Consider the following 22,091-nt stretch of genomic DNA (forward strand, 5'->3'; position numbering starts at 1 on the left):
CCGCCCGGCTCACCAGGCCAGGTCCTCCAGCGCGTCCAGGTCGAGCGGCGGCGCCTGCGGCTCCCCGCCCCCGGTCAGCGGCAGCTCCGCCCAGATCACCTTCCCCCGGTCGGTGTAGCGGGTGCCCCACCGCTCGGCGTACTGCGCGACGAGGAACAGCCCGCGCCCGCCCTCGTCGGTGGTGGCCGCGTAGCGCAGGTGCGGAGAGGTGCTGCTGCCGTCGGAGACCTCGCAGATCAGGCTCCGGTCTCGGAGCAGGCGGACCCTGACGGGCGCGCTGCCGTACCGGATCGCGTTGGTGACCAGCTCGCTGAGGATCAGCTCGGCGGTGAAGGCGATGTCCTCCAGACCCCACTCGACGAGCTGCGCCGAGCCGGCGTTGCGCACGCGTGAGACGGCGGAGTAGTCGCCGGGCACCTCCCATTCGGCGATCCGGTCGGCCTCCAGCCGCCGGGTGTCCGCGACGAGCAGGGCGATGTCGTCGCTCGGCACCGGGAACAGCATCGCCTCCAGTACGTCCGAGCATGCCTCGTCGGGGCTGCGGCCGGGCCGTGACAGCGTCTCGGCGAGCAGGCGCAGACCCGAGTCGAAGTCCCGGTCGCGGTCCTCCACCAGGCCGTCCGTGAACAGTACGAGGCGGCTGTCCTCGGGCAGCTGGAACTCGACCGCCTCGAACGGCATCCCGCCCACGCCGAGCGGGATCCCGGCCGGCATCTCGGGGAACTCCACCCGGCCGCCGGGGCGGATCAGCGCCGGCCCGGGGTGCCCGGCGCTCGCCATCCGGCACCGCCCGCTGACCGGATCGTAGACCGCGTAGAGGCAGGTGGCGCCGGTGACGGCGGCCGCGCCCTCGGGTGTGCCGTCGGGTCCCGCGTCCTCGCCGCCCGCTCCACCCCGGCTCCCGTCGGCGCCGCGGACCATGTCGCCGTTCCCGTTCCCGTTGCCGGCAACCCCGGCCTCGTCCTGGTCGATCCGGTTGATCAGCTCGTCCAGGTGGCCGAGCAGCTCGTCCGGCGGCAGGTCGAGGGTGGAGAAGTTGTGCACCGCGGTCCGCAGCCGGCCCATCGTGGCCGCCGCGTGCACCCCGTGCCCGACGACGTCGCCCACGACCAGCGCCACCCGGGCGCCCGGCAGCTGGATCACGTCGAACCAGTCGCCGCCCACGCCCGCCGTCGCCGGCAGGTAGCGGTAGGCCACGTCGACGGCGCTCTGGTCGGGCAGCACCCGGGGCAGCAGGCTGCGCTGGAGCGTCACGGCCATCGCGTGCTCGCGCGTGAAGCGGCGGGCGTTGTCGACGGAGACGGCCGCCCGCGCGCCCAGCTCCTCCGCGAAGGACAGGTCCTCCGCGTCGAAGGGCTCGGGGGTGTCGGCGCGCCAGAAGTTGGCCATGCCCAGGACCACACCGCGGGCCAGGAGCGGTACGGAGATCAGCGAGTGCAGCCCGTACTCCAGGGCCACGCGGGTGCCCTGGGAGTCCTGGGCCCGCCAGCCCATGGCGGCGTTCAGATCCGCCGCGAGCACCGCGTGCCCGGCGTCCAGGGCCGCCGCCATCGGCGCCGTGGGCACCTCGAACCGGATGAGGTCGCCCACCGGCTGGAGCGGCGAATCGGTACGGATGCCGGTCATGGCGGCCCGGCGCATCTCGGTGTGGACGCCGCCGGCCGGCTCGTCACCGCGCAGCACGGGCTCCAGCAGCTCCACCGTCACGAAGTCGGCGAAGCGCGGTACCGCCACCTCCGACAGCTCCTCGGCGGTCCGCGCCACGTCCAGCGTGGTGCCGATCCGCACGCCCGCGTCGTACAGCAGCTGGAGGCGGCTGCGGGCGACCTCGGCCCGGCCCGAGACCGACGCGAGCTCGGTCGAGTCGCGCAGGGTCACCACACGGCCGGCCGGACGGCCCGCGTAGGCCATCGTGGGCCGTACGTTGACCGCGAGCAGCCGGTCTCCCGCCAGGTGCACATGGTCGGTCACGACCCGGCCCGAGGCGAGCAGCTCGGTGGTGCGGGGGTCCAGGCCCAGTTCGGCGACGTGGTGGTCCTCGGCGTCCTGCGGCAGGTCGAGCAGCCGGCGGGCCTCGTCGTTGGCGAGGATGAGCCGCTGGTCGTTGCCGATGATGAGCACACCCTCGCGGACGGCGTGCAGGACGGCCTCGTGGTGTTCGTTCATCCGGGTCATCTCGGCGGCGCCCAGGCCGCGGGTCTGGTGCAGCAGGCGCCGGCTCACCAGGGCGGCGCCCGCGGTGCCGAGCAGCAGACCGCCCGCCGCGGCGCCCACCAGCAGCGGCAGCTGCCCCTCCACGGCGTGGGCGACGTTCTCCACCTCGATGCCGGTGCCCACCAGGCCTATGACCTCGCCGTCCGCGTTCCGCACGGGCACCACCGCCCGGACGGCGTCGCTCGGCTGCCCCTTGAACACCTGGGTGAAGGATTCCCCGGCCGCGGCCCGTGAGACGTCCGAGGCCCGCCGGCCGATCAGCTCGGGCCGCGAGTCGGTGTAGCGGACCCCGCCGAGATCCATCACCGCGATGAAATCCAGGCCCGAGGCCTTGCGGGCGGCGTCCGCCAGCGGCTGCAGCACGGCCGTCGGATCCGGCGACATCAGCGCCGCCGGGAGCCCGGGGGCGTGCGCGAAGGCCTCCGCGGCGGCGAGCGAGCGGTTGCGGGCGTCGCGCTGGCTGTCGTAGCGGGCCTGGAAGACCAGGGCCAGCGCGGCGGCGGTGATCAGCAGCAGCACGATCACCGCCTGGAGGGCGAAGACCTGACCGGCGACGCTGTGCGCCCCCCGGGACAGGCGCGCGGCCATGCGCGAACCCCACCCGGTCGGCTGTCGACCAAAACGTCCGGTCATGAGCCCTTTCTAACACTGTCGCGGGGTTTGGGCGTGGGCTACGGATCCCGCACCGCCCCCGCCCCCGCCCCTGCCGGGGACGGCCGAGGCCCGGCCCCCCGGTCGGGGGCCGGGCCTCGGGGCCGGTCGGGTCAGAGGACGTCGGCGGCGATGGCGGCCGCGACCTGCTCCAGGAGGGGGCCGGCGTTCGGGATGGACTTGGCCGGGTCGGGCTCCAGGTCCGTCAGCGGGTACGCCTTGCGGATGCCGGCCGCCTCCAGTGCCTCCTGGCCCAGCAGGAGCCGCCCGCAGACCGCCACCACCGGCTTGCCCGCCGCCCGCGCCGCCGCGGCCACGCCCGCCGGAGCCTTGCCGTGCAGGGTCTGCTCGTCCAGCGAGCCCTCACCGGTGATGACGAGCGTGGCCCGCTCCAGCGCCGGCGCGAAGCCCAGCACGTCCAGCATCAGCTCGATGCCGGGCCGGAAACCCGCACCCAGCAGCAGCGCGCCGTAGCCGATGCCGCCCGCGCCGCCCGCGCCCGGGGAAGCGGCGAGTTCGGCGGCCTTCGGGCCGATCGCCTTCTCCAGGACCTGCGCGTAGTGCGCCAGCGCCGCGTCGAGTACGGCCACGTCCTCGGGCGAGGCGCCCTTCTGCGGGCCGTAGACCGCAGCACAGCCCTTCGGGCCGGTCAGCGGGTTGTCCACGTCGCTGGCCAGGACGAAGTCGACCTCCGCGAAGCGGGGGTCCACGCCCGACAGGTCGGCCGAGGCCAGATCGGCCAGCGCACCGCCGCCCGGACCGACCGGTTCGCCGTCCGCGTCCAGGAACACCGCGCCGAGCGCCGCCAGCATGCCGGCGCCGCCGTCCGTGGTGGCGCTCCCGCCGACACCGAAGACGATCGAGCGGGCGCCCGCGTCCAGGGCCGCCCTGAGGACCTCACCCGAGCCGTAGGTGGTCGCCGTCAGCGGCGCGAACGTGCCGGCCGGCAGCAGCTGGAGGCCGGAGGCCTCCGCCATCTCGACCACGGCCGTGCCGCCGCGCAGCGCGAAGGCGGCCGTGACCTGGTCGCCGAGCGGCCCGGTGACCCGTACCTCCCGGCGTTCGAAACCGGCCGCCACGGCGGCCGCGACCGTGCCGTCGCCGCCGTCCGCGACGGGGAGGGTCTCGATCTCCACGCCCGGTACGGCCCTGCGAAGGCCCGCCGTCACCCGCTCCGCGACCTGAACGGCCGTGAGCGAGCCCTTGAATTTGTCCGCGGCGATGAGCACGCGCGCGGCCTCAGTTACTGCTCCGTCCGTCACCTTGCTATCCCTTGCTATCGAACAGTGCAGTCGCGCCCCCATGAGCTTATCCGGAGGATCCTCCTATGCCCATGAGTGGCCTGGACCACACCCGGCGCGCCATCCGCCTAAAGAGGGACAAACACCTGCATAGTGTGGCCGCATGAGTGCCGAATCACCGGAACAGCCGCCTCCGGACACCCCGGGCGGCAGCCCCGGGGGTCCCGTGGACGGCGCCCCCGACCACACCGTCGTCACCATCGGTGTGATCGCCGTGCTCGCCGTCGTCGCCTGGGCGGCACTCGCCGGGGACACCTTCGACACGGCGTCGAGCACCGCGCTGGCATGGGTCCTGAACAACTTCGCCTGGCTGTTCGTGATCGCCGCGGACGTCTTCCTCGTCATGTGCGTCGTCCTCGCCATCAGCCGCTTCGGCCGTATCCGCCTCGGCGCGGACGACTCCGAACCCGAGTTCACCAACCTCTCGTGGATCGCGATGATGTTCAGCGCGGGCATGGGCATCGGCCTGATGTTCTACGGCGTGGGGGAGCCCCTCACCCACTACCTCGCGCCGCCGCCCGCCTCCGGAGCTGCACCCCGCACCGGCGGCGCCGCCCTCGCGGCCATGGAGTACTCCTTCTTCCACTGGACCCTCACCCCCTGGGCCATCTACGGCATCGCCGGACTCGCCCTCGCCTACGCGACCTTCCGCAAGGGCCGGGGCAACCGCCTCAGCTCCGCCTTCGTCCCCCTCATCGGCCGGGAGCGGGCCGACGGCGCGCCCGGCAAGGCCATCGACCTGCTCGCCGTCTTCGCCACGGTCTTCGGCACCGCCACCAGCCTCGGCCTCGGCGCGCTCCAGGTCTCCAAGGGCCTCAGCCTCACCACCGGCATCAAGGACTCCACCACCGTCGAGCTGGTCATCATCTGCTCGCTCTCGGCGGCGTTCGTGCTCTCCGCCTTCTCCGGCCTGCACAAGGGCGTGAAGTGGCTGAGCACCGGCAACATCGTGCTCGCCGCCGTCCTGATGCTCTTCGTCTTCCTCCTCGGCCCCACCGTCTACGTCCTCGACGTGATCCCCTCCAGCGTCGGCGGCTACCTGAGCGAGCTGCTGCCCATGGCCAGCCGAACCGGCGCCTTCACCGACAGCGCCTGGCTGGGAGCGTGGACGATCTTCTACTGGGCGTGGTGGCTCTCCTGGGCGCCCTTCGTCGGCACCTTCGTCGCGCGCATCTCGCGGGGCCGCACCATCCGCGAGTTCCTCGTCGGCGTGCTGCTCGTGCCCAGCGGGGCCACCGCCGTCTGGTTCTGCGTGATGGGCGGCACCGCCATCCGCCTCGACTCCACCGGCGCCGTCGAGTTCGCGGCCGAGATCAAGGAGGGCACCGAGGCCTCCCTCTTCGCGATGCTGGACGCGTTGCCGCTGTCCACCCTCACCTCGTGGGTCGCCATGGCCCTGGTCATGACCTACTTCGTGACCAGTGCCGACTCCGCCTCCCTCGTCATGGGCTCCCTCACCAGCCGGGGCTCCCTCCACCCGCCGACCTGGCTGGTCGTCACCTGGGGTGTGCTGATGGCCGCCGTGGCCGCCGTACTCCTCCTCGCGGGCGGCCTGAAATCCCTGCAGACCGCCACCATCCTGGTCGCGCTGCCGTTCGTCCTGGTCATGCTGCTGCTCTGCTGGGCCCTGGTGAAGGAGCTCCGCGAGGACCCCGGCGCGGGACCCGCCCGCCACCACCCCCTGCACGGCCTGCGGGACGCGGTCCGGGCCATGGTCGGCGAGGCTGTCACCGAGCAGGGGCCCGGCTCCCGGCACGCCCGCCTGCGCCGCGTAGCGCAGTCCGGCGGGCGGGACCCCGGGCCCCCTCCCGGCACCGGCCCGGGGACGGGCGTCTGAGGCGGCGGCACCTCGGTAGGGTGGCCGGGTGACCACCACGGATGACTACGCCACGTACATCGCGAGCCTGCCCCGGGTGCTGGCCGGCGCGGCCGCCCTCTACCGCGACGCCGAGGGCCGGGTCCTGCTCGTCGAGCCCAACTACCGCGAGGGATGGGCCCTGCCGGGCGGCACCGTCGAGTCGGACCAGGGCGAGTCGCCGCGCACCGCCGCCCGCCGGGAGAGCGCCGAGGAGATCGGCATCGACGTCCCCCTCGGCCGCCTCCTCGCCGTGGACTGGACCCTCGGCCCCGACCGGCCGCCGCTGGTCGCGTACCTCTACGACGGAGGCGTGCTCGACGAGGCCCGCCTCGCCTCGATCAGGCTCCAGGAGGAGGAGCTGATCTCGTGGCGTCTCGTCGACCCCGCCGAAGTCACCGCCTACCTGCCCGGATCACTCGGACTGCGCGTCCAGGAGGCCTACCGGGTCCTGCGGTCGGGTGAGGGCGCCGCGGAACTGGAGAACGGCCGGCGCCCGGCCACCGCGTAAACACCCGGCTTACTTCGACCAGGACAGAATCAGAAGATGATCACGATGTACGCCTGGCCCAGCACGGCCGACGGGCCGGACGCCCTGCCCATGGTCCACTTCACCACGGACGAGCAGGCAGGCGGCGAGGTCACCCCCGACGGGACGCCGGTGTGGCTCTTCGACACCGCGATACGCGAGGGCGGCTGGGCCCCGTTCGCCGACTTCGAGGGCTGGTCCACGCCCGCCGCCGAGTGGCGTGCCCTCTACCGCCGCGAGGACGACTTCCTCGCCGTCACCGGCCCCGGCGCCTGCCAGGGCTGGTACGAGGGCAGCCTCGGGGCCGACGCCGAATGGGTGGCGGCGGCCGCCGCGCAGCAGAGCGTGGTGCTGCTCGCCGCCCCCGTGCAGCACCCGTCGCTCTACGGCTACGCCGTCGAGGCCGGCGCCGGCTTCGCCCTGCTCGTCCCGCTCCTCGTGGTCTGACCGGCGGTCAGGCGAGCAGCTTGGCCTTCGCGCGGTCGAACTCCTCCTGCGTGATGTCGCCCTTGTCCTTGAGGGCGGCGAGCTTGTGCAGCTCGTCCGCCGAACCGCCGCCGGGGCCGGCCGCCTGCTGGACGTACTGCTTGAAGGCGGCCTCGTTCTCCTGCATCTGCTTCATCTCCCGCTCGGTCATGCTCTTCCCGCGGGCGATGAGGTACACGAACACGCCGAGGAACGGCAGGATCAGGACGAAGATCAGCCAGCCGGCCTTGCCCCAGCCGCTCAGCGAGTGGTCACGGAAGATGTCCGTGATGATCTTGAAGAGCAGGAAGAACCACATGATCCACAGGAACAGCCACAGCATCGTCCAGAAGAGGTTCAGAAGCGGATAGTCGTCCATGCCCGGCTCCGATCGTGATGCGGTACCTCTTTCATACAGGTCGTCCCGTATGTCCGCATGTGGAGCGGTTCCGGCCTACGCCGTACGACGGGAGGCGGACTCAAAGGCCAACAGCTGCACCTTGCGCTCCACCCCGCCGCCGTAGCCCGTCATGCTGCCCGACGCACCGATCACCCGGTGACACGGCACGATGATCCCGACCGGATTCCTCCCGTTGGCCAGGCCCACCGCCCGCGAGGCGTTCGGCTTGCCCAGCCGCGCCGCCAACTCCCCGTACGACCACGTCTCGCCGTACGGGATCCGCACGAGCTGCGCCCACACCGTGCGCTGGAAATCCGTGCCCTCCAGACGCAGCGGCAGGTCGAACTCGGTCAGCTCCCCGGCGAAGTACGCGGCCAACTGCCGCACCACTTCCGGGAACGGCCCCTCGGAGGCGGCCACCCGCTCCCCGAAGAACTCCTCGGCCGGCCTGTGCCGCTGCCCCGTCATGTACAGGCCGCTGAGGACGCCGTCCGCGGCGACCAGGGTCAGCGGACCGTACGGACTGTCGACGACGGTGTGCTGCTTGGTGTTCATGACTGCTCCTCAGACCGGCAGGTGGTTGATGGGGTGGGAGTCCGTGGCCCACAGGTACTGGACGGCGTACGCACGCCACGGCCGCCAGCCGGCGGCCCGCGCCGTCAACGCGGACGGGGTGGACGGCAGACCGAGCCCCCGCGCCGCGCGCCGCACGCCCAGATCGGACGGCGGAAACGCGTCCGGGTCACCGAGCGCCCGCATCGCGATCACCTCGGTCGTCCACGGACCGAAACCGGGCAGCGCCGACAACTGCGCGCGAGCCGCGTCCCAGTCGCTGTCGAAGCCGAGCGGCAGCGAACCGTCGGCGAGCGCCGAGACCAGGCCGGTGAGCGTGGCCCGCCGGCTGCGCGGCAGGGCCAGCGACTCGGGGTCGAGGCCGGCCAGCGCCTGCGGCGAGGGGAAGAGGTGCGTCAGCCCGCCCAGCGGGTCCTGAACTCGCTCGCCGTACGCCGCGACCAGCCGGGCGGCGTGCGTACGCGCCGCCGCCGTGGACACCTGCTGGCCCAGCACGGCCCGTACGGCGAACTCCGCCGCGTCGACCGTACGGGGAACCCGGCGTCCGGGGGCCTTGTCCACGAGCGGTGCCAGCAGCGGATCGGAGCGCAGCTGCTCGTCGACGGCCTCGGGATCGGCGTCGAGGTCGAGCATCCAGCGGCAGCGGCTGATGGCGATCGTCAGGTCACGCAGGTCGGTGAGCGCCAGGCGGCAGCCGATGTGGTCGGGCTGCGGGGTCAGGGCGACGACACCGGACCCGTGGGGGAGCCGCAGGGTGCGACGGTAGGCGCCGTCGCGCCACTCCTCGACGCCGGGCACCGCGGTCGCGGCCAGGTGCCCGAAGAGGTTGTCGGGGTTCAGGGGCGTACGGAACGGCAGGCGCAGGCTGATCGTCCCAGGGATCCGGGGCGGGGCGTTCCTGCCGCGGCCCGCCCTGACCGACCGGTCGCGCAGCTCGCTCGGGGACAGGGCGAAGACCTCGCGGACGGTGTCGTTGAAGGTGCGGATGGAGGCGAAGCCGGCCGCGAAGGCCACATCGCCCATCGGCAGCTCGGAGGTCTCGATCAGCAGCCGGGCGGTCTGCGCGCGCTGCGCCCTGGCCAGGGCGAGGGGGCCGGCTCCGAGCTCGGCGCTCAGCTGGCGCTCGACCTGGCGGGTGGAGTATCCGAGGCGGGCGGCGAGCCCGGGGACCCCTTCCCGGTCCACGACCCCGTCCTGGATCAGGCGCATCGCCCGGGCGACGGCGTCGGCGCGGGCGTTCCACTCGGGGGAGCCGGGGCTGGTGTCGGGCCGGCACCGCTTGCAGGCGCGGAACCCGGCCTGCTGGCAGGCGGCGGCACTGGGCAGGAAGGTCATGTTCTCGACCTTCGGGGGTACGGCGGGGCAGCTGGGCCGGCAGTAGATCCGGGTGGTCAGGACGGCGGTGAAGAACCAGCCGTCGAAGCGGGCGTCCTTCGACTGCACGGCCCTGATGCAGCGCTCGGTGTCGGTGTGCATGGCTCCAGCATCCGGGGCGGGATGGACGGGGGCTGGCGGTTTTCCGACATCAAGCGTAGCCCTGGCCGGGGGCTCGGCGGGGGTGGCGGGGTGGGGCGGTGCCGGGTCCGGGGACTCGGCGGGGGGGGGGCGGTGCCGGGGCCGGCGGCGGGGCGAGGGTGTCCGGGGTAGGCATGATTTATGGCCCCTGAGCCAACGCACCAGGACCCAAAGGTGAGGGCCACAAATCACGTTTGACACCCCGGACACCCCCCGCCCCACCACCGGCCCCGTCGCACCGCGGCGGCTCCGCCCCCGGGCCCGGTTTCGTTCCCGGCCCCGTCCCCACCCACCTGCGCGGCTCCGCCCCCGGGGTCCGGTTTCGTTCCGGGGGGACGTGCGGAGGGGCCGTGTTCGGCGGTGGGGCGGGGAGGGGCCGGGGTGTCAAACGTGATTTGTGGCCCATCCCGCCGAGAACTGTCGTGTCCGGCTCAGGGGCCATAAATCATGCCTACCCCGGACCCTCCCCGCCCCGCCACCGGGCACGGCCCCGGCCCCCGACCCCGCCCCCGACCCGGGATAGGCCGAAGCCCCCGGATGCGTCCGCATCCGGGGGCTTCCACCTGCCGAGCTAGCGCAGCGACGTCGCTCGGGCTTCGCGGCGGTTGTGGCGGAAGGTGTTGGCCCTCCGCGTCGTCGCGAACAGCGGAATGGTCGCCGCCATGGCGATCTGCAGGGCGCAGCCGGTCTGGAGCAGCAGCTGACCGCCCGGGGCGTCGAACGCCCAGGCCGCCAGCAGCCCCATCGCGCTGATGATCCAGCAGAGCATCGCCACCGCGAGGACACCCCGCGGCTTGGGGTACTCGACCCGGCTCACCATCAGCCACGCGACCCCGATGATCGCCAGCAGCGTCGGGATGAACGGGAGCTCCAGCAGCACGATCGAGACGACCGTCAGGGCGCCGAAGGGGCTCGGCATGCCCTGGAACATGCCGTCCTTCATCGTCACGCAGCTGAATCTCGCGAGCCGGAGCACCACGGCGAGCAGCACCACGATCGCGGCCAGCGCCGACATCTTCTGGTCCGCGTCGACGGCGACCATGCCGTAGACGAGGACGAAGTAGGCCGGGGCCAGACCGAAGCTGATCAGGTCGGACAGGTTGTCCAGCTCGGCGCCCATCGGGGAGCTGCGCAGCTTGCGGGCCACGATGCCGTCGAAGAGGTCGAAGACCGCGGCGAGCAGCATCAGTATCACCGCCGTGGCGGCGCTGTTGCGGGCCATGCCCGTCTCGCCGCTCCCGGTGAGGTGCGGGATGAGGATTCCGGTGGTGGTGAAGTACACCGCCATGAATCCGCACGTCGCGTTACCGAGCGTGAGGGTGTCCGCTATCGACAGCCGCAGCGAGAGCGGCATGTCGTCCTGGGCGGACTCCTCCTCGGCGGACTCGGGCACCCAGCCGGTGGCCGGAGTCTCGGGGTCAGTCACGGTCAATTCGTGTCACCCCCGCGGTGGTGGCCTGACCGACCTCGACCGCGACCTCGACGCCCTCCGGGAGGTAGATGTCGACGCGGGAGCCGAAGCGGATCAGACCGATGCGTTCGCCCTGCTCCACCTTGGTGCCGGCCGGCAGGTAGGGAACGATGCGACGGGCGACGGCGCCGGCGATCTGCACCATCTCGATGTCACCGAGCTCGGTGTCGAAGTGCCAGACGACGCGCTCGTTGTTCTCGCTCTCCTTGTTGAAGGCCGGGACGAATCCGCCGGGGATGTGCTCCACGGACGTCACCGTGCCCGCGAGGGGCGCGCGGTTGACGTGGACGTTGAGCGGGCTCATGAAGATCGCGACCCGGGTCCGTCCGTCCTTCCACGGCATGATGCTCTGCACCACACCGTCGGCGGGCGAGATGACACGGCCCTGGGCGATCTCACGCTCGGGGTCGCGGAAGAACCACAGCATGCCCGCGGCGAGCGCGGTTGCGGGCACGGCCGCCGCGGCCCAGCGTCCGGACTTGCGGGCCCGGGTGAGGCTGAGCGCCGCGGTGGCGACGGTCGGCAGAAGCCACGGCGATGCTCCGCGGGCGAGACGTACGCCAAGTCGGCTGTCGCGAGGTGCAGAGGTTTGGCTGTGGGGCATGGATGACCTTCGTAGCGGGTGATTGCCGCGCCGCAAACGGGGGGACGGGACGGCGGCTTACTGGAATGCTATCGGTTGCGCGCAACAACTGGGCAAGCCAGAAGCCGAGTCGATGACCGTCGGCCAGTGACTGGGAGTGACCTTGTTGCGACGGACCCTGGGAGGATCCGCCGCAAAAGGGACTTTCAGCCCTGGAGTCGGTACTCCTCAAGCAGGCGTCGCCCGATGATCATTTTCTGGATCTCGGCGGTACCTTCACCGATCAGCAGCATCGGAGCCTCGCGGTAGAGGCGCTCGATCTCGTACTCCTTCGAGAATCCGTATCCACCGTGGATGCGGAAGGCGTCCTCCACCACCTCCTTGCAGTACTCGGAGGCGAGGTACTTCGCCATCCCTGCTTCGAGGTCGTTTCGTTCCCCGGAGTCCTTTTTGCGTGCTGCGTTCACCATCATCGCATGAGCGGCTTCGACCTTGGTAGCCATCTCGGCCAGCTTGAACTGGATGGCCTGGTGTTCGGCGATCGCCTTGCCGAAAGTGTGACGTTGCTGGGCATAGGAGACACCCAGTTCGAAAGCGCGCTGCGCGACACCGCAGCCACGCGCCGCCACGTTGACGCGGCCGACCTCGACGCCGTCCATCATTTGGTAAAACCCGCGGCCCGTCTGGCCGCCGAGGACGCGATTGGCCGGAATGCGCAGTCCGTCCATGATGAGCTCGGTCGTGTCGACGCCCTTGTAGCCCATCTTGTCGATCTTGCCGGGGATGGTCAGGCCGGGGCGGACCTCACCGAAGCCGGGCTCCTTCTCGACGAGGAAGGTCGTCATCGACTTGTGCGGCGCGGTGCCCTCGGGGTGTCCTTCGTCACTTCGCACGAGGACGGCCACCAGGGTGGAGCTGCCGCCGTTCGTCAGCCACATCTTCTGGCCGTTCAGGACGTACTCGTCGCCGTCCTTCACCGCCTTGGAGCTGATGGCCGAGACGTCGGAGCCGAGCGCCGGCTCGGACATCGAGAACGCGCCGCGGACCTCGCCGAGGGCCATGCGGGGGAGGAAGTGGTCCTTCTGCTCCTGCGTGCCGTGCTGCTTGAGCATGTACGCCACGATGAAGTGCGTGTTGATGATGCCCGAGACGGACATCCAGCCGCGCGCGATCTCCTCCACGCACAGCGCGTAGGTGAGCAGCGACTCACCCAGGCCGCCGTACTCCTCCGGGATCATCAGCCCGAAGAGGCCGAGCTCCTTGAGGCCGTCGACGATCTGCTGCGGGTACTCGTCGCGGTGCTCCAGCTCGGTGGCGACCGGGATGATCTCCTTGTCGACGAACTCGCGGACGGTCTTGAGGATCTCCCGCTGGACGTCGGTCAGCCCGGCGGTCTGGGCGAGTCGGGCCATGGCTACTTCTCCTGGGTCTTCAGCTGGGGGCGGCCGGGCTGCTCGCCGCCGCGCTCCTTGATGTACGTCTCGGTCGGGACCATCACCTTGCGCCGGAAGACGCAGACGAGGGTGCCGTCCTGCTTGTAGCCCTTGGTCTCGACGTAGACGATGCCGCGGTCGTTCTTCGACTTCGACGGGGTCTTGTCCAGGACCGTGGTCTCGCCGTAGATCGTGTCGCCGTGGAAGGTCGGCGCCACGTGCCGCAGGGACTCGATCTCCAGGTTGGCGATGGCCTTCCCGGAGACGTCCGGCACGGACATGCCGAGCAGCAGCGAGTAGATGTAGTTGCCCACGACCACGTTCTTGCCGAAATCGGTGGTGTTCTCGGCGTAGTTCGCGTCCATGTGGAGCGGGTGGTGGTTCATGGTCAGGAGACAGAAGAGGTGGTCGTCGTACTCGGTGACCGTCTTCCCGGGCCAGTGCTTGTAGACCGCCCCGACCTCGAACTCCTCGTACGTGCGTCCGAACTGCATGGCCCTACGCCTCCGGGATCTCGAACTTGGTGGTGCGCTGCATGCCGGCCGCCCGGCCCTTGCCGGCGATGACCAGGGCCATCTTGCGGCTGGCCTCGTCGATCATCTCGTCGCCGAGCATCGCGGAGCCCTTCTTGCCGCCGGCCTCCGAGGTGCACCAGTCGTACGCGTCGAGGATGAGCTCGGCGTGGTCGTAGTCCTCCTGCGAGGGGGAGAAGACCTCGTTGGCCGCGTCGACCTGGCCGGGGTGCAGCACCCACTTGCCGTCGAAGCCCAGCGCCGCCGCCCGGCCGGCCACCTCGCGGTAGGCGTCCACGTCGCGGATCTGGAGGAAGGGGCCGTCGATCGCCTGGAGGTTGTGCATGCGGGCCGCCATCAGGATCCGCATGAGGATGTAGTGGTAGGCGTCCGCCGGGTAGCCGGGCGGCTGCATGCCCACGACCAGGGACTTCATGTTGATCGAGGCCATGAAGTCGGCCGGGCCGAAGATGATGGTCTCCAGCCGGGGGGAGGCTGCGGCGATCTCGTCGACGTTCACCAGGCCCTTGGCGTTCTCGATCTGCGCCTCGATGCCGATCTTGCCGACCTCGAAGCCCATCGTCTTCTCGATCTGGGTGAGCAGCAGGTCCAGGGCGACGACCTGCTGGGCGTCCTGGACCTTCGGCAGCATGATGCAGTCGAGGTTCTGGCCGGCGCCCTCGACGACCGTGACGACGTCGCGGTAGGTCCAGTGGGTGGTCCAGTCGTTGACGCGCACGACGCGGGTCTTGCCGGTCCAGTCGCCGTTGTTCAGCGCGTCCACGATCGTGTGGCGGGCGCCTTCCTTGGCGAGCGGCGCGCAGGCGTCCTCCAGGTCCAGGAAGACCTGGTCGGCCGGCAGGCCCTGGGCCTTCTCCAGGAACCGCGGGTTCGAGCCCGGCACCGCGAGGCAGGAGCGGCGGGGGCGAAGGCGGTTCACCGGGTGGACTGGCGTGGTCATGCGGGGACCTCCGTGCTTGCGATGGTTGCGGCGTTGTCGAGTGGGTCGAGCTTGTTGGCCTTGCGGATCTCGTCGACGATACGGCCGATGATCTCCGTGATGCCGAAGTCCTTCGGCGTGAAGACGGCGGCGACACCCGCGGCCTTGAGCGCGACGGCGTCGGCGTTGGGAATGATGCCTCCGACGATGACGGGTATGTCACCCGCCCCCGCCGTGCGCAGCCGTTCCAGGACGTCCGGTACGAGGGCGCTGTGCGATCCGGACAGGATGGACAGCCCCACGCAGTGCACGTCCTCGGCGAGCGCGGCGGAGGAGATCTCCTCGGGCGTCAGCCTGATGCCCTGGTAGACCACCTCGAAGCCGGCGTCGCGGGCGCGGACGGCGATCTGCTCGGCGCCGTTGGAGTGCCCGTCCAGGCCGGGCTTGCCGACCAGCAGGCGCAGCCGGCCCGTGCCGAGCTCGTCGGCCGTGCGGGCCACCTTCTCGCGGACCTCGTGCATCGGGGTGCCCGGCTCGGCGGCGACGGCGACCGGGGCCGAGGAGACCCCGGTCGGTGCGCGGAACTCGCCGAACACCTCGCGCAGCGCGCCCGCCCACTCGCCGGTGGTGACACCGGCCCGGGCGCACTCCAGGGTGGCCTCCATCAGGTTCTCGGTGCCCGCCGCGGCCTCCTTCAGGCGGTCCAGCGCCTGCTGGGTGGTGGGGAAGACGAACGGGTCGCCGTTCCCCTGGCGGTCCGAGGACTCCTGGCGCTCGGCGCGCCAGCGGCCGATCCGCTCGACGGTGACGGCCTCGACGGCCGCGTCCACCGTCATGATGGCGCCGTCGAGGTCGGCCGTCAGCGGGTTGGGCTCGGTCTGCTCGAAGCAGTTCACGCCGACGATCTTGTCCTCGCCGGCCTCGATCCGCGCCCGCCGCTCGGCGTGCGAGGAGACCAGCTGGGCCTTGAGGTAGCCGGACTCGACGGCGGCCATCGCGCCGCCCATCTCTTGGATCCGGTCGATCTCGGCCATGCAGTCGGCGACCAGGGAGTCGACTTTGGCTTCGATGACGTGGGATCCGGCGAAGATGTCGTCGTACTCCAGCAGGTCGCTCTCGTGGGCGAGGACCTGCTGGATGCGCAGCGACCACTGCTGGTCCCAGGGCCGGGGCAGGCCCAGCGCCTCGTTCCATGCGGGCAGCTGCACCGCGCGGGCGCGGGCGTCCTTGGAGAGGGTGACCGCGAGCATCTCCAGCACGATGCGCTGGACGTTGTTCTCGGGCTGCGCCTCGGTGAGTCCCAGGGAGTTGACCTGGACGCCGTAACGGAAGCGGCGCTGCTTCGCGTTCTCGATGCCGTAGCGCTCCTTGGTGACCTTGTCCCAGATGCGGCCGAAGGCGCGCATCTTGCACATCTCCTCGATGAAGCGGACGCCCGCGTTCACGAAGAACGAGATACGGGCGACCACCTCGCCGAAGCGCTCTTCGGGGACCTGCCCCGAGTCGCGCACCGAGTCGAGGACGGCGATCGCCGTGGACATCGCGTAGGAGATCTCCTGGACCGGGGTGGCTCCGGCCTCCTGCAGGTGGTAGCTGCAGATGTTGATCGGGTTCCACTTCGGGATGTGGTTGACCGTGTACGCGATCATGTCCGTCGTCAGCCGCAGGGACGGCCCCGGCGGGAAGACGTGCGTCCCGCGCGAGAGGTACTCCTTGACGATGTCGTTCTGGGTGGTGCCCTGGAGCTGGGCGATGTCCGCGCCCTGCTCCTCGGCGGCCACCTGGTAGAGCGCCAGCAGCCACATGGCGGTGGCGTTGATCGTCATCGAGGTGTTCATCTGCTCCAGGGGTATGTCCTGGAACAGCCGGCGCATGTCGCCCAGGTGGGAGACCGGGACCCCGACCCGGCCCACCTCGCCGCGGGCGAGGATGTGGTCGGGGTCGTAGCCGGTCTGCGTCGGGAGGTCGAACGCGACCGACAGGCCGGTCTGGCCCTTGGCGAGGTTGCGGCGGTACAGCTCGTTGGACGCCTCGGCCGTGGAGTGGCCGGCGTACGTCCGCATGAGCCACGGACGGTCCTTCTGGCGCTCTGTCATCTCAGGCTGTCCCTTAGGCCTTTGAACGGTCTCAGACGTTGCGGAAGCGGTTGATGGCGTCGATGTGCTCGGCGCGCATCTCGTGGTCGCGGATGCCCAGCCCCTCCTGGGGGGCGAGCGCGAGGACGCCGACCTTGCCCTGGTGGAGGTTGCGGTGGACGTCGTAGGCGGCCTGGCCGGTCTCCTCCAGGGAGTAGACCTTCGACAGCGTGGGGTGGATCTTGCCCTTGGCGATCAGGCGGTTGGCCTCCCACGCCTCGCGGTAGTTGGCGAAGTGCGACCCGACGATCCGCTTCAGCGACATCCACAGGTAGCGGTTGTCGTACTGGTGCATGTAGCCGGAGGTGGAGGCGCAGGTGGTGATCGTGCCGCCCTTGCGGGTGACGTAGACCGAGGCGCCGAAGGTCTCGCGGCCCGGGTGCTCGAAGACGATGTCGATGTCCTCGCCGCCGGTCAGCTCACGGATCTTCGCGCCGAAGCGCTTCCACTCGCGGGGGTCCTGGGTGTTCTCGTCCTTCCAGAACTTGTAGCCCTCGGCGTTGCGGTCGATGACGGCGGTGGCGCCCATGGACCGGCAGATGTCGGCCTTCTCCGGGGAGGAGACGACGCAGATCGGGTTGGCGCCGCCGGCCAGGGCGAACTGGGTGGCGTAGCTGCCGAGGCCGCCGCTGGCGCCCCAGATGAGGACGTTGTCGCCCTGCTTCATGCCGGCGCCGTTGTTGGAGACCAGCTGGCGGTAGGCGGTGGAGTTGACCAGGCCGGGGGAGGCGGCCTCCTCCCAGCTGAGGTGGCCGGGCTTGGGCATCAGCTGGTTCGACTTGACCAGGGCGATCTCCGCGAGGCCGCCGAAGTTGGTCTCGAAGCCCCAGATGCGCTGCTCGGGGTCGAGCATCGTGTCGTTGTGGCCGTCGGAGGACTCCAGCTCGACGGAGAGGCAGTGCGCGACGACCTCGTCGCCCGGGTTCCAGGCGTTGACGCCGGGGCCGGTGCGCAGGACGACACCCGCGAGGTCGGAGCCGATGACGTGGTACGGGAGGTCGTGGCGCTTGGTGAGCTCCGACAGGCGCCCGTAGCGCTCCAGGAAGTTGAAGGTGGAGACGGGCTCGAAGATCGAGGTCCACACCGAGTTGTAGTTGACCGACGAGGCCATGACGGCCACCAGGGCCTCGCCCGGGCCCAGCTCGGGGAGCGGGACGTGGTCCAGGTGCAGCGACTTGCGCGGGTCCTTCTCGCGCGTGGTGAGCCCCGCGAACATCTCCGCCTCGTCCTTGTGCACGGTGACCGCGCGGTAGGAGTCGGGCAGCGGCAGGGCCGCGAAGTCTGCGGCGGTGGCGGACTGCGACTGAATCGCGTCCAGGATGTCCTTCACGGTGAGCCTCCGGCTGGCGCTGATGAGGGTGCGCTGAGGTGAACGGGTGCGTGGAGCGGGTGCGGTGTGCCGTCGGTCCGGCTGTGCTGTGGTGCTGGGCGCCGCCCGTGGTGGGGCGTGCGGTGTGCCTGGTGACGCAGGCGTCCGGGGCGCGTTCCGTGCCGTGTGGGCGTGGGTCGCGGGGACATCCGGATGAGATTCAACGTATGGCACCCCGTGTCACCCGGCAAGGCACCGCGTGCCAAAACTTTCTCTCATTTGCCTATTGACCTGCGCAGATGAGCGATGATCGATCAGAGTTACCGGCGAGTAGGGGCAAGCCGGACATACGAAAGCGGCCGCCCCCGGTTCGGGGACGGCCGCTGTGACGAGCATCGCTTCCTGATGGCTACCTAGGGCGCAGCGCCTCTTCGATGGTCCGCATGACCTCGTCCAGGGGCGCGTCGGTACGGGCCACCGCCACCAGCACCTCGCCCTCGGTACGGACGGCCGCCGGAGCGGCCGGCGCGGGGCCCATGGTCCGGCCGGCGCCGATCCCGGTACCGAAGGTCTTGCGGACGATCGAGAAGGCGTGGTCGAGCTGCGCCTCCACGTCGCCCTGCCCGCCGGCCCGCAGCCAGCGCCGCAGCACGTGGTTGTGGGCCGTGACCACCGCCGAGGCGGCCACCTCGGCCAGCAGCGGGTCGTCGTTGCCGTCGTGGTGGTCGGTCTCGTCGAAGTGCGCCAGCAGGTAGCGCGTGAACAGCCGCTCGTAGCGGGCCACGGAGGCGATCTCCCGCTCCCGCAGCGCCGGCACCTCACGGGTCAGCCGGTAGCGCTCCACCGACACCGCGGGCGAGGCGGCGTACATCTTCATGACTTCCTTGATCCCGCGGCACACCGTGTCGAGCGGGTGCTCGTGCGCCGGGGCGACGTCGAGGACGGCCTCGGCGCGGATCAGGGTGTCGTCGTGGTCCGGGAAGATCGCCTCTTCCTTCGACCGGAAGTGCCGGAAGAACGTCCGCCGGGCGACCCCGGCCGTCGCGGCGATCTCGTCGACCGTCGTCGCCTCGTACCCCTTGGTGGCGAACAGCTCCATGGCCGCGGTGGCCAGCTCGCGGCGCATCTTGAGCCGCTGGGCGGCAGCCCGGGTGCCGGCCGCGCTCTCCGGGGCGTCGGGGGCCGAGGAGGCGCGGGGCGAGGTCTTGGCGGGCTGGGACATAGAGCGAAAGTACTTCATTCGCGCAGGGGAGCGCGCCTGAGGGGGGTGGGAGAGGGGTGGATGCGGGGGAGAGCCCGCACTGGGCTCGGGAGGGTCAGTCCGCCGTGAGGGTCCGGCGGACCCGAGCAGCCCTCCCCACGCATCCGGCTCGTGGCCCGCTCGGTTACCGCCGGGCGTACTCACGGAATCCGCGGCCGGTCTTCCGGCCCAGGCAGCCCGCCGCCACCAGGTGCTCCAGCAGCGGGGACGGGGCCAGGCCCGGGTCGCGGAACTCCTTGTGGAGGACCTTCTCGATGGCCAGCGAGACGTCGAGGCCGACCACGTCGAGCAGCTCGAACGGTCCCATCGGGTAGCCGCCGCCCAGCTTCATCGCCGCGTCGATCTGGTCGAGGCTCGCGTAGTGCTCCTCGACCATCTTGATCGCGTTGTTGAGGTACGGGAACAGCAGCGCGTTCACGATGAAGCCGGCCCGGTCCCCGCAGTCCACCGGGTGCTTGCGCACCTTCACGCAGATCTCGCGGACCGTGGCGTGCACGTCGTCGGCCGTCAGGACGGTCCGGACCACCTCGACCAGCTTCATCGCCGGAGCCGGGTTGAAGAAGTGCATGCCGATCACGTCCTGCGGGCGCGAGGTCACGCGGGCCACCGCGATCACCGGCAGCGAGGAGGTCGTGGTGGCCAGCACCGCACCCGGCTTGCAGACCTTGTCCAGAGCCGCGAACAGCTCCTGCTTGACCTCCAGGTCCTCGGCGACCGCCTCCACCGCCAGGTCCACCTCGGCGAAGGCGTCCAGTGACCCGGCCGGGGTGATCCGGCCCAGGGTCTCGTCCGCCGCCTCCTGCGTCAGCCTGCCCTTGGACACCGCACGGCCCAGGGACTTGCCGATGGCGGCCTTGGCGGCCTCCGCCTTCTCCTGGCTGCGCGCCGCCAGGACCACGTCGAACCCGGACTGGGCGAAGACCTGCGCGATGCCGCTCGCCATGGTGCCCGAGCCGGCCACGCCGACCGAGCTCACCGGGCGGCCCGCGCCCAGCAGGGACCCGTCCAGCGGGGTCTGCAGGTCACGCACGATCACCGAGCTGCCGGGCGCCTCGTAGGTGTAGAAGCCGCGCCCGGACTTCTGGCCGGCCAGGCCGGCCTCGGCCAGCTGCCCCAGGATCGGGGCCGGGGCGTGCAGCCGGTCGCCGGAGGAGGCGTACATGGCCTCCAGGACCGTGCGGGCCGTGTCCACGCCGATCAGGTCGAGCAGTGCCAGCGGGCCCATGGGCAGGCCGCAGCCCAGCCGCATCGCCGCGTCGATGTCCTCACGGGAGGCGTACTTCGCCTCGTACATGGCGGCGGCCTGGTTGAGGTAGCCGAAGAGCAGGCCGTCCGCGACGAAGCCGGGCCGGTCGCCGACGGCCACGGGCTCCTTGCCGAGCTCGCGGGCCAGCTCCGTGACCGACTCCACCGCCGTCGGGGCGGTCAGGACGCAGGAGACGACCTCGACCAGCTTCATCGCCGGGACCGGGTTGAAGAAGTGCAGGCCCAGCACGCGCTCGGGGCGCTGGGACTCGGCGGCGAGCCGGGTCACCGACAGGGCGTTGGTGCCCGTGGCCAGGATCGTGTCGGGCCGCACGACCGCGTCGAGCTCGCGGAAGACCTGCTGCTTGACCTCGTAGGACTCGGGCACGACCTCGATGACGAGGTCGGCCTCGGCCGCGGCGGCCAGGTCGGAGAAGGTGCGGAAGCGGGCCAGGACGTCCGCGCGCTCCTGCTCGGTGAGGCGCTCGCGGGCCACGGAACGCGCCGTGGCCGCGGCGAGGGAGGCCGAGGCCCGGCGGGCGGCGGCCTCGCTGATGTCGATGCCGATGACCTCGCGGCCGGCGCGGGCCAGGACCTCGGCGATGCCGGTGCCCATCGTGCCGAGGCCGACGACGGCGATGGTCTGCAGGGTGGGCTGACTGGACTGACGGTCCATCGAGGGACTCCAGTGGAAGAGGGTGACGACTGAGGGAGCGCGCGGCGCACAGCGCGCGCGGATGCCGTACGGGAATGCCGTGCGGTATGGAGTCCGGGGCAGGAGCGTCCCGGACCGGAACCCGGCGGGAGAAGCCCCGGGGGTGGAAGCGGTACGACCCTGTCCCGGGGTCACACCGTGCATGCGAAACGAACCGACCGGCACGAGGCGGCTGCGTCACCAGGCCGCCCTCGTACGTGTTGCAACGACAGTAACTCGCCGGTAACTCGCGCGCCAGGGCGCGGAGATGTGACCTGTACCGCGAAATGTACCGATCATCGATCATCGATCAACCACGCTTGATCATCTGCGTGAACCCGGCAAACCCTCCGGGCCACAGCACTAGGGTGGGCCGCGTGAACGACGTGCTGGAGCGCCTGCGGACCGAGGCGGGCGGCTCGCCCGGGTACGAACGGCTGCTCGCGGCCGCCCCCGACGCGCTGGCCGCCTCCCTGGCCTCCGCCGGACTGCCCCTGTGGGCCCGCGAGCTGGCCGCGTACCGGCTCGGCCTCGCCGGGGACCGGCGCGCCTTCGAGCCCCTGGTCCTGCTCCTCAACCACCGCGACCCGCCCCGCTGCGCGGCCGCCGCCGAGGCCCTGGCCGTCCTCGACGACCCGCGCACCGCCCGCGCCGCCGCGGCCCTCGCCACCAACGGGCTCCGCACGGCCTACGCCCTCCAGCCCGTCCGGCTGCTCACCGCCCTGCGCGCCCCCGAGTCCGTACCGGCCCTGCTCGCCACGCTGGCGCGGCTGCTGTCCCCGAACGACCCCTACTGGCGGGTGGCCCTGGCCTGCGTCGAGGGCCTGGGCGCCCTCGCCGACCCCCGTGCCCGCGAACTCCTCACCCGCGCCCAGTCCCATCCCCGCCTCGCGGTGGCGGCGACGGCCGCGCTCCGGGGCCTCGCCGACTGACCGACCGGACCCGCCCGGGCGGGGCGGGCGGACCCGGTGCCGGGCCGGCCCGGTCCGTCCGGTCGGATCAGGC

18 protein-coding genes are annotated in these 22,091 nt (G+C 71.4%); 4 read left to right on the top strand and 14 right to left on the bottom strand.

All coding sequences use genetic code 11. The features are described 5' to 3' along the window. Window positions 1-9: 9 nt before the first annotated feature. Together BSL84_RS27805 and BSL84_RS27810 are read right to left on the bottom strand one after the other, a co-directional pair. Complete coding sequence (locus BSL84_RS27805) at window positions 10-2,802, bottom strand: SpoIIE family protein phosphatase (RefSeq protein WP_051873032.1); 2,793 nt, start codon at window positions 2,800-2,802, stop codon at window positions 10-12. A 176-nt stretch (window positions 2,803-2,978) separates the two neighbouring features. Next, window positions 2,979-4,127 (bottom strand): glycerate kinase, encoded by a 1,149-nt coding sequence (locus BSL84_RS27810; protein ID WP_075971406.1) that lies wholly within the window; start codon window positions 4,125-4,127, stop codon window positions 2,979-2,981. Window positions 4,128-4,269: 142 nt separating this feature from the next. Between BSL84_RS27810 and BSL84_RS27815 the strand changes: the two genes are divergently transcribed. The 3 genes from BSL84_RS27815 to BSL84_RS27825 are packed head-to-tail and all read left to right on the top strand — an operon-like array spanning window position 4,270 to window position 6,997. Beyond that, window positions 4,270-6,003 (top strand): BCCT family transporter, encoded by a 1,734-nt coding sequence (locus tag BSL84_RS27815; protein WP_075971407.1) that lies wholly within the window; start codon window positions 4,270-4,272, stop codon window positions 6,001-6,003. A 28-nt stretch (window positions 6,004-6,031) separates the two neighbouring features. Further along, window positions 6,032-6,532 carry an NUDIX domain-containing protein gene (locus BSL84_RS27820; protein WP_030031123.1) on the top strand — a complete coding sequence of 167 codons (501 nt, stop codon included), beginning with the start codon at window positions 6,032-6,034 and terminating at the stop codon, window positions 6,530-6,532. A gap of 36 nt (window positions 6,533-6,568) precedes the next feature. After that, window positions 6,569-6,997 carry a hypothetical protein gene (locus BSL84_RS27825; protein WP_030031124.1) on the top strand — a complete coding sequence of 143 codons (429 nt, stop codon included), beginning with the start codon at window positions 6,569-6,571 and terminating at the stop codon, window positions 6,995-6,997. A gap of 7 nt (window positions 6,998-7,004) precedes the next feature. Here the strand turns inward: BSL84_RS27825 and BSL84_RS27830 are convergent, their stop codons facing one another. From BSL84_RS27830 to BSL84_RS27885, 12 genes are all read right to left on the bottom strand, one after another. Continuing rightward, window positions 7,005-7,394, bottom strand: coding sequence for an SHOCT domain-containing protein (locus BSL84_RS27830; RefSeq protein WP_030031125.1), 390 nt, complete (start codon window positions 7,392-7,394; stop codon window positions 7,005-7,007). Window positions 7,395-7,469: 75 nt separating this feature from the next. Continuing rightward, a complete protein-coding gene (locus BSL84_RS27835; protein WP_030031126.1) occupies window positions 7,470-7,970 on the bottom strand; it encodes a methylated-DNA--[protein]-cysteine S-methyltransferase in 501 nt (166 codons plus the stop codon). Window positions 7,971-7,979: 9 nt separating this feature from the next. Then, a complete protein-coding gene (locus BSL84_RS27840; protein ID WP_075971408.1) occupies window positions 7,980-9,464 on the bottom strand; it encodes a DNA-3-methyladenine glycosylase 2 family protein in 1,485 nt (494 codons plus the stop codon). Between the two features lie 610 nt (window positions 9,465-10,074). Further along, window positions 10,075-10,857 (bottom strand): CDP-diacylglycerol--serine O-phosphatidyltransferase, encoded by a 783-nt coding sequence (gene pssA, locus BSL84_RS27845; protein WP_220818446.1) that lies wholly within the window; start codon window positions 10,855-10,857, stop codon window positions 10,075-10,077. Window positions 10,858-10,921: 64 nt separating this feature from the next. Continuing rightward, window positions 10,922-11,578 (bottom strand): phosphatidylserine decarboxylase, encoded by a 657-nt coding sequence (locus tag BSL84_RS27850; protein WP_030027411.1) that lies wholly within the window; start codon window positions 11,576-11,578, stop codon window positions 10,922-10,924. A 185-nt stretch (window positions 11,579-11,763) separates the two neighbouring features. Further along, on the bottom strand, window positions 11,764-12,969 hold the full coding sequence (locus BSL84_RS27855) for an acyl-CoA dehydrogenase family protein (RefSeq protein ID WP_030027413.1): 1,206 nt from the start codon (window positions 12,967-12,969) through the stop codon (window positions 11,764-11,766). Between the two features lie 2 nt (window positions 12,970-12,971). Next, window positions 12,972-13,484: a MaoC family dehydratase gene (locus BSL84_RS27860; protein ID WP_030027414.1), complete on the bottom strand. Its 513-nt coding sequence runs from the start codon at window positions 13,482-13,484 to the stop codon at window positions 12,972-12,974. A gap of 4 nt (window positions 13,485-13,488) precedes the next feature. Continuing rightward, window positions 13,489-14,463 (bottom strand): HpcH/HpaI aldolase/citrate lyase family protein, encoded by a 975-nt coding sequence (locus BSL84_RS27865; RefSeq protein ID WP_030027416.1) that lies wholly within the window; start codon window positions 14,461-14,463, stop codon window positions 13,489-13,491. Then, window positions 14,460-16,538 (bottom strand): protein meaA, encoded by a 2,079-nt coding sequence (locus BSL84_RS27870; RefSeq protein ID WP_030027418.1) that lies wholly within the window; start codon window positions 16,536-16,538, stop codon window positions 14,460-14,462. Before BSL84_RS27870 ends, BSL84_RS27865 begins: the two co-directional genes overlap by 4 nt. A 31-nt stretch (window positions 16,539-16,569) precedes the next feature. Beyond that, window positions 16,570-17,907: a crotonyl-CoA carboxylase/reductase gene (gene ccrA, locus BSL84_RS27875; RefSeq protein ID WP_030027420.1), complete on the bottom strand. Its 1,338-nt coding sequence runs from the start codon at window positions 17,905-17,907 to the stop codon at window positions 16,570-16,572. A gap of 388 nt (window positions 17,908-18,295) precedes the next feature. Then, on the bottom strand, window positions 18,296-19,108 hold the full coding sequence (locus tag BSL84_RS27880; protein WP_199816171.1) for a TetR family transcriptional regulator: 813 nt from the start codon (window positions 19,106-19,108) through the stop codon (window positions 18,296-18,298). A 163-nt stretch (window positions 19,109-19,271) separates the two neighbouring features. Next, complete coding sequence (locus tag BSL84_RS27885) at window positions 19,272-21,068, bottom strand: 3-hydroxyacyl-CoA dehydrogenase family protein (protein ID WP_030027423.1); 1,797 nt, start codon at window positions 21,066-21,068, stop codon at window positions 19,272-19,274. A gap of 395 nt (window positions 21,069-21,463) precedes the next feature. Here BSL84_RS27885 and BSL84_RS27890 point away from each other — a divergent pair, with 395 nt between their 5' ends. After that, window positions 21,464-22,018, top strand: coding sequence for an adenylosuccinate lyase (locus BSL84_RS27890; RefSeq protein WP_045322429.1), 555 nt, complete (start codon window positions 21,464-21,466; stop codon window positions 22,016-22,018). The last annotated feature ends 73 nt before the right edge of the window (window positions 22,019-22,091 follow it).

Origin of the sequence: Streptomyces sp. TN58 (genome assembly GCF_001941845.1) — a bacterium.
GTDB lineage: Bacteria > Actinomycetota > Actinomycetes > Streptomycetales > Streptomycetaceae > Streptomyces.

Bases quoted from the DNA above. Each gene is read 5' to 3' on its own strand.
- BSL84_RS27805 (WP_051873032.1), bottom strand. From the start codon at position 2,802: ATGGCCGCGCGCCTGTCCCGGGGGGCGCACAGCGTCGCCGGTCAGGTC.
- BSL84_RS27815 (WP_075971407.1), top strand. From the start codon at position 4,270: ATGAGTGCCGAATCACCGGAACAGCCGCCTCCGGACACCCCGGGCGGC.
- BSL84_RS27825 (WP_030031124.1), top strand. From the start codon at position 6,569: ATGATCACGATGTACGCCTGGCCCAGCACGGCCGACGGGCCGGACGCC.
- BSL84_RS27830 (WP_030031125.1), bottom strand. From the start codon at position 7,394: ATGGACGACTATCCGCTTCTGAACCTCTTCTGGACGATGCTGTGGCTG.
- BSL84_RS27835 (WP_030031126.1), bottom strand. From the start codon at position 7,970: ATGAACACCAAGCAGCACACCGTCGTCGACAGTCCGTACGGTCCGCTG.
- BSL84_RS27840 (WP_075971408.1), bottom strand. From the start codon at position 9,464: ATGCACACCGACACCGAGCGCTGCATCAGGGCCGTGCAGTCGAAGGAC.
- pssA (WP_220818446.1), bottom strand. From the start codon at position 10,857: ATGCCGCTCTCGCTGCGGCTGTCGATAGCGGACACCCTCACGCTCGGT.
- BSL84_RS27850 (WP_030027411.1), bottom strand. From the start codon at position 11,578: ATGCCCCACAGCCAAACCTCTGCACCTCGCGACAGCCGACTTGGCGTA.
- BSL84_RS27855 (WP_030027413.1), bottom strand. From the start codon at position 12,969: ATGGCCCGACTCGCCCAGACCGCCGGGCTGACCGACGTCCAGCGGGAG.
- BSL84_RS27860 (WP_030027414.1), bottom strand. From the start codon at position 13,484: ATGCAGTTCGGACGCACGTACGAGGAGTTCGAGGTCGGGGCGGTCTAC.
- BSL84_RS27865 (WP_030027416.1), bottom strand. From the start codon at position 14,463: ATGACCACGCCAGTCCACCCGGTGAACCGCCTTCGCCCCCGCCGCTCC.
- BSL84_RS27870 (WP_030027418.1), bottom strand. From the start codon at position 16,538: ATGACAGAGCGCCAGAAGGACCGTCCGTGGCTCATGCGGACGTACGCC.
- BSL84_RS27880 (WP_199816171.1), bottom strand. From the start codon at position 19,108: ATGTCCCAGCCCGCCAAGACCTCGCCCCGCGCCTCCTCGGCCCCCGAC.
- BSL84_RS27885 (WP_030027423.1), bottom strand. From the start codon at position 21,068: ATGGACCGTCAGTCCAGTCAGCCCACCCTGCAGACCATCGCCGTCGTC.